The organism is Mycobacterium sp. (assembly GCF_049673265.1).
Taxonomy (GTDB): domain Bacteria; phylum Actinomycetota; class Actinomycetes; order Mycobacteriales; family Mycobacteriaceae; genus Mycobacterium.
In genome coordinates this window covers 1-4,479 of the sequence record NZ_JBATXN010000220.1, presented here as the reverse complement: position 1 = coordinate 4,479, position 4,479 = coordinate 1, and the positions used below count along the sequence as shown (strand labels likewise).

Genomic DNA, 4,479 nt, shown 5'->3' with positions numbered 1-4,479 from the left:
GAAACAGTGTGCAGCCCAGCGAATAAATGTCGGCACGCCCATCAAAGCGCAATCCCGACAGCACCTCCGGAGCCGCGTAAGCGACTGTCGCCACCACCGAACCCGTCGCCGTCAGGCCGACGTCATCGAGTGCACGTGCGATCCCGAAATCGCCCAGCAGCACCCGCTCGCCAGGGCCTGGCGTGCCCGACAGCAGAAAGTTCGCCGGCTTGATGTCTCGGTGCACGACCTGATGGGCATGCGCGAAATCGAGGGCCTTCGCCACCTCAGCGATGATGTGCACGGCACGCTGCGGAGTCATCGCACCGGCACGCAGGGCGGCATCTGCATCGGTGCCGTCGACGAATTGCATTGCGATCCACAATTGGCCGTCGTCGGTGTGCCCGCGGCTATACACCGACACGATCTGAGGATGGTCAAGCGAAGCGGCCACATCGGCCTCACGGATAAAGCGCGCTCGGAAGTCGGGATCGAGTGACAACTCAGCCGAAAGCACTTTGAGCGCGTCGCGGCGCGGCAACGTCGGGTTGGCCGCCAGATACACCGCGCCCATACCGCCGGTACCCAGCAAGCGCTCGATGCGGTAACCAGCCACCACCGAACCGACGGTCAGCATCTAAACGACCTGCCGTGCGGGGGATTCGGGCGGGCGCGGCGTGGTCGCGCCGGCGACATTCGGGCCGCCTGATCAGGGCAGGGTGGGAGGCAAACCGTTGCCGTCTTCAGCGGTGCCGTCACCGAACCCCCTTCACGCCTTGTCGCTGCAGTCTAAAACCGCCGAACCGTGTAACTTTCTCGTGGACTAGATCGTCGTAACAGAATGAGCCAACCGCAGTCAGCGAACGACCAGATCACCGACGCCTGGCGTCGGCATCGCCCGTACCTGGTTAATCTGGCGTACCAAATGCTCGGTGACGTCGGCGACGCTGAAGACGTTGCGCAGGAAGCGTTTCTGCGGCTCTCCCGTACCGACCTCAGCCAGATCGATGATGTCCGCGCCTGGCTGACGGTCGTGGCGGGGCGGCTCTGCCTCGACCAGGTCCGTTCGGCGCGGGCCCGTTACGAGCGGCCCACCGACATCGGCGCAGAGGTGGCCGCGCTCAATCAGTCCCGTCGGCTGGATCCGGCCGATCGGGTCACGCTGGACGACGAGGTCCGCACCGCCCTGCTGGAAGTGTTGCGCCGACTCAGCCCGGGGGAGCGGGTGTCGTTTGTCTTGCACGACGTGTTCGGAATGCCATTCGACGCGATCGCCGAGACGGTGGGCCGCCCGGTCGGCACGTGTCGCCAACTGGCCCGGCGCGCGAGGGCGAAATTCGCAGGCGCACAACCAAAGCCAGGCGATGTGCCGGTCGCCGACCATCAGCGTGTCACCGAGAAATTCATCACCGCCTGCGCCAACGGCGATCTGCAGGCCCTGGCCGAGGTGCTGGACCCGACGGTGTGGGGGGTCGGCACTTTGCTCGTCGATCCCGCTCCGCCGCCGCAGATCAACCATGGTCCGCACGATGTTGCCGTCAACCTGCTGCGCTATCTGGGACCGGGTGTGACGGTGGTCAGCGGTCCGGCCGGTCAGCCGGTGCTGCTGGCCTTCGCCGAGCGACGGCTTTTCGCCGTGATCGTGCTGACTATTCGCGGACAGCTGGTCACCAAGATCGAAGCCACCGCGGACCCGTCGGCGCGGACCGTGGGCTAGCGGTTTTCCGGCGTGCCGGCCGGCCGCGATGCAAAGAAACCGGCGACCGCGGCCGCGATCTGCAGAAATCTGCGTCGCGTTCTACGAGACATCTCGTCCCGCACGTCGATGACGCCGCCGGGCCGCAGGTGCGGATCGAAGGGCACTTCCACCACCGTCTGACCGCGGTCGACAAACTGGCGGGCCAGCAGTGAACGGGTGCGCCGGTCGGAGTGCCCGTCGGAATCGTTGAGCACCACCACCGTGCGTTGCAGAAGGCCGGTACGGCCATGTGCCGCCAGCCATTCCATCGTCTGCGCTGCGGCCGACGCACCATCTGCCCAGGGCGACGACACCACGATCAGCGCATCGAGGTCGCTGAGCGCCTCCTGGGTGACCGGGGCGTCCATCGTCGAGCCGCAGTCGACGATCGAGATCGTGAAGTGCCGGTCGAGCCGCGAGGCGGCTTCGCGGTACAGCGCAGGATCGAGCACGCGGCGCGGACCGGCCGTCGGCTCCCCGGCCAGCACGTACAGGCCCGCCGAATTGCTGCCAACCCGGGTGCTCATATCGGCGAACGAGGCAAGATTCCGGTCGGCGGCAAGTTCCCAGTACGAGCCGCTGGTCTGCGGGTCGATCCTGCTGCCAAGCCGGCCGAAGGCGGTGTCGGCGTCAACCGCGACCACGCGGTCCTGCCGGCGCAACTCCGCGAAGATCGACCCAACGCTCGCCGCGATGGTGGTTTTCCCGACGCCCCCCTTGCCGAGCACACCCACCTTGTAGTTGCCGCGAAGCACGGCGCCGATGGCGGCCTCATGGTCGGCTTCCTGCTTTTCCTGGGGCGAAGGGCCGGGGTTGATCAGGCCGAAAGTGGCCTTGCAGACGATGCGCCGCCAACCGTATTTGGGAACGGGCGGCCGCGGTCGCGGCACGGCCGGTGAAACGTCGATGCTGCCCCACGACGCCCGGTGTGCTCCGGCCGCAGGCCGCGGCGGGGCGGATCGCGGGCCGTCGGACTGCGGTTGCGGCGCTCGCGGACCGTCGGGCGGGGGTTGTTGCGGACGCGTTGGCGGACCGGCATGGGGCCCAGGTCCTACCCGGCCCAGCCGGTCCCGCAGGAAATCGTCACGTTCGTTCATGGTCAACCGGAAGTCAGGAGCTTGCGCTAGCGGAATCGGTTCATCGAAGCAGCCACGCTCGACAGTGGCATCGTAGATGCGCCCCCGGCTCACCAAGGACTGCAGTACGGAAGTTGGCAAAAAAATCCGGGCAACTTCTTCGGCAAAGGTCCTTTTGACCTGCCCCTGGGGTCAGACGCCCGTGGCACCTTCGGCCCGATCGGCCCAGCAAGCGCCACTGCCACGCCCTATGGTGAGGTGCATCACCGGACTGACCGGCCCACGGGCACCCGCCCGGCGGTCCGCCCGTCGCCGGCCGTCGATCGCAGCAAACTTCCTGAGCAGATCGCGCGAGCGGCGAGCTACCGCTACCGGCCTCGTAAACCCCTCCGGCACATCCCAATAGCCAGGATCACAGCCGCCACCGGCAAAGCGGCCCATCGGAACCGCCGCAACGAGCCAGCACCCCCGACTGACGGGTTAGTATTGATCAAGTTGGCATGTCAGGCGGGTTTTGGCATATCGTTTTACGACTTGTCGAAAACCGGGTACAGGGCCACCGTCCAGCGCTGCACGGATGCATCCTCAACCGGATCACCCGCCGCCAGGCGACCAGCGTATCGACGAGACCGTTGGGGCCTAGCCCGTAAGCCTACCGGGGGCGGCGCCAACGGATGAGACTCATGAATTCCGCGGCAGAAAGTTCTGGTGAAGGGTCAGGTGGGAATGGCGCCCAACCGCTCGGGCTCCAAAGGGCTCTATAACCCCGCATTCGAGCACGACTCATGCGGGGTGGCCATGGTCGTGGACATGCACGGCCGCCGCAGCCGCGACATCGTGGACAAGGCGATCACCGCGTTGCTCAACCTCGAGCATCGCGGCGCACAAGGCGCGGAACCGCACAGCGGCGACGGCGCCGGCATCCTGATCCAGGTTCCGGACCTGTTCCTGCGTTCGATCGTCGACTTCGAGCTGCCCGAAGCCGGCAGCTACGCCACCGGCATCGCATTCCTCCCGCAGTCCTCCAAAGAAGCGGCAGCGGCCTGTGCTGCGGTGGAGAAGATCGTCGAAGCCGAGGGCCTGCAGACACTCGGCTGGCGCGACGTGCCGACCGACGAGTCGTCGCTGGGTGCGCTGTCCCGCGACGCGATGCCCACCTTCCGCCAGCTGTTCATCGCAGGCGCGAGCGGCATGGAGTTGGAGCGACGCGCCTACGTCATCCGCAAGCGCGCCGAGCACGAGCTCGGCACCAAGGGCCCCGGGCAGGACGGACCCGGCCGCGAAACCGTTTATTTCCCAAGCCTTTCCGGACAGACATTCGTCTACAAGGGAATGTTGACCACCCCGCAGCTCAAGGCCTTCTACCTCGACCTGCAAGACGACCGGCTGGAAAGCGCGCTGGGCATCGTGCACTCCCGGTTCTCAACCAACACCTTCCCGTCGTGGCCGCTGGCGCACCCCTTCCGGCGCATCGCCCACAACGGCGAGATCAACACCGTCACCGGTAACGAGAACTGGATGCGCGCCCGCGAGGCGTTGATGAAGACCGACGTCTTCGGTTCCTACGACGATGTCGACAAGCTGTTCCCGATCTGCACCCCGGGTGCCTCGGACACCGCGCGCTTCGATGAAGCGCTCGAGCTGCTGCACCTTGGCGGGCGCAGCCTGGCTCACGCGGTGCTGATG

General features: G+C 66.5%; 3 protein-coding genes and 1 pseudogene. 2 read left to right on the top strand and 2 right to left on the bottom strand.

The features are described 5' to 3' along the window. A partial coding sequence (locus WBF82_RS07785) for a serine/threonine-protein kinase (protein ID WP_424382476.1) occupies window positions 1-616 on the bottom strand: 616 nt, incomplete at its 3' end. A 204-nt stretch (window positions 617-820) separates the two neighbouring features. Between WBF82_RS07785 and sigI the strand changes: the two genes are divergently transcribed. Continuing rightward, complete coding sequence (gene sigI / locus WBF82_RS07780) at window positions 821-1,696, top strand: RNA polymerase sigma factor SigI (protein ID WP_424382475.1); 876 nt, start codon at window positions 821-823, stop codon at window positions 1,694-1,696. Here the strand turns inward: sigI and WBF82_RS07775 are convergent. Further along, complete coding sequence (locus tag WBF82_RS07775) at window positions 1,693-2,814, bottom strand: MinD/ParA family ATP-binding protein (protein WP_424382477.1); 1,122 nt, start codon at window positions 2,812-2,814, stop codon at window positions 1,693-1,695. The two genes, sigI and WBF82_RS07775, sit on opposite strands and share 4 nt — an antisense overlap. Window positions 2,815-3,519: 705 nt before the next feature. On the opposite strand from WBF82_RS07775, the pseudogene WBF82_RS07770 reads away from it, so the two are divergent. Next, window positions 3,520-4,479, top strand: a pseudogene (locus WBF82_RS07770) (glutamate synthase subunit alpha); the annotation flags it as partial.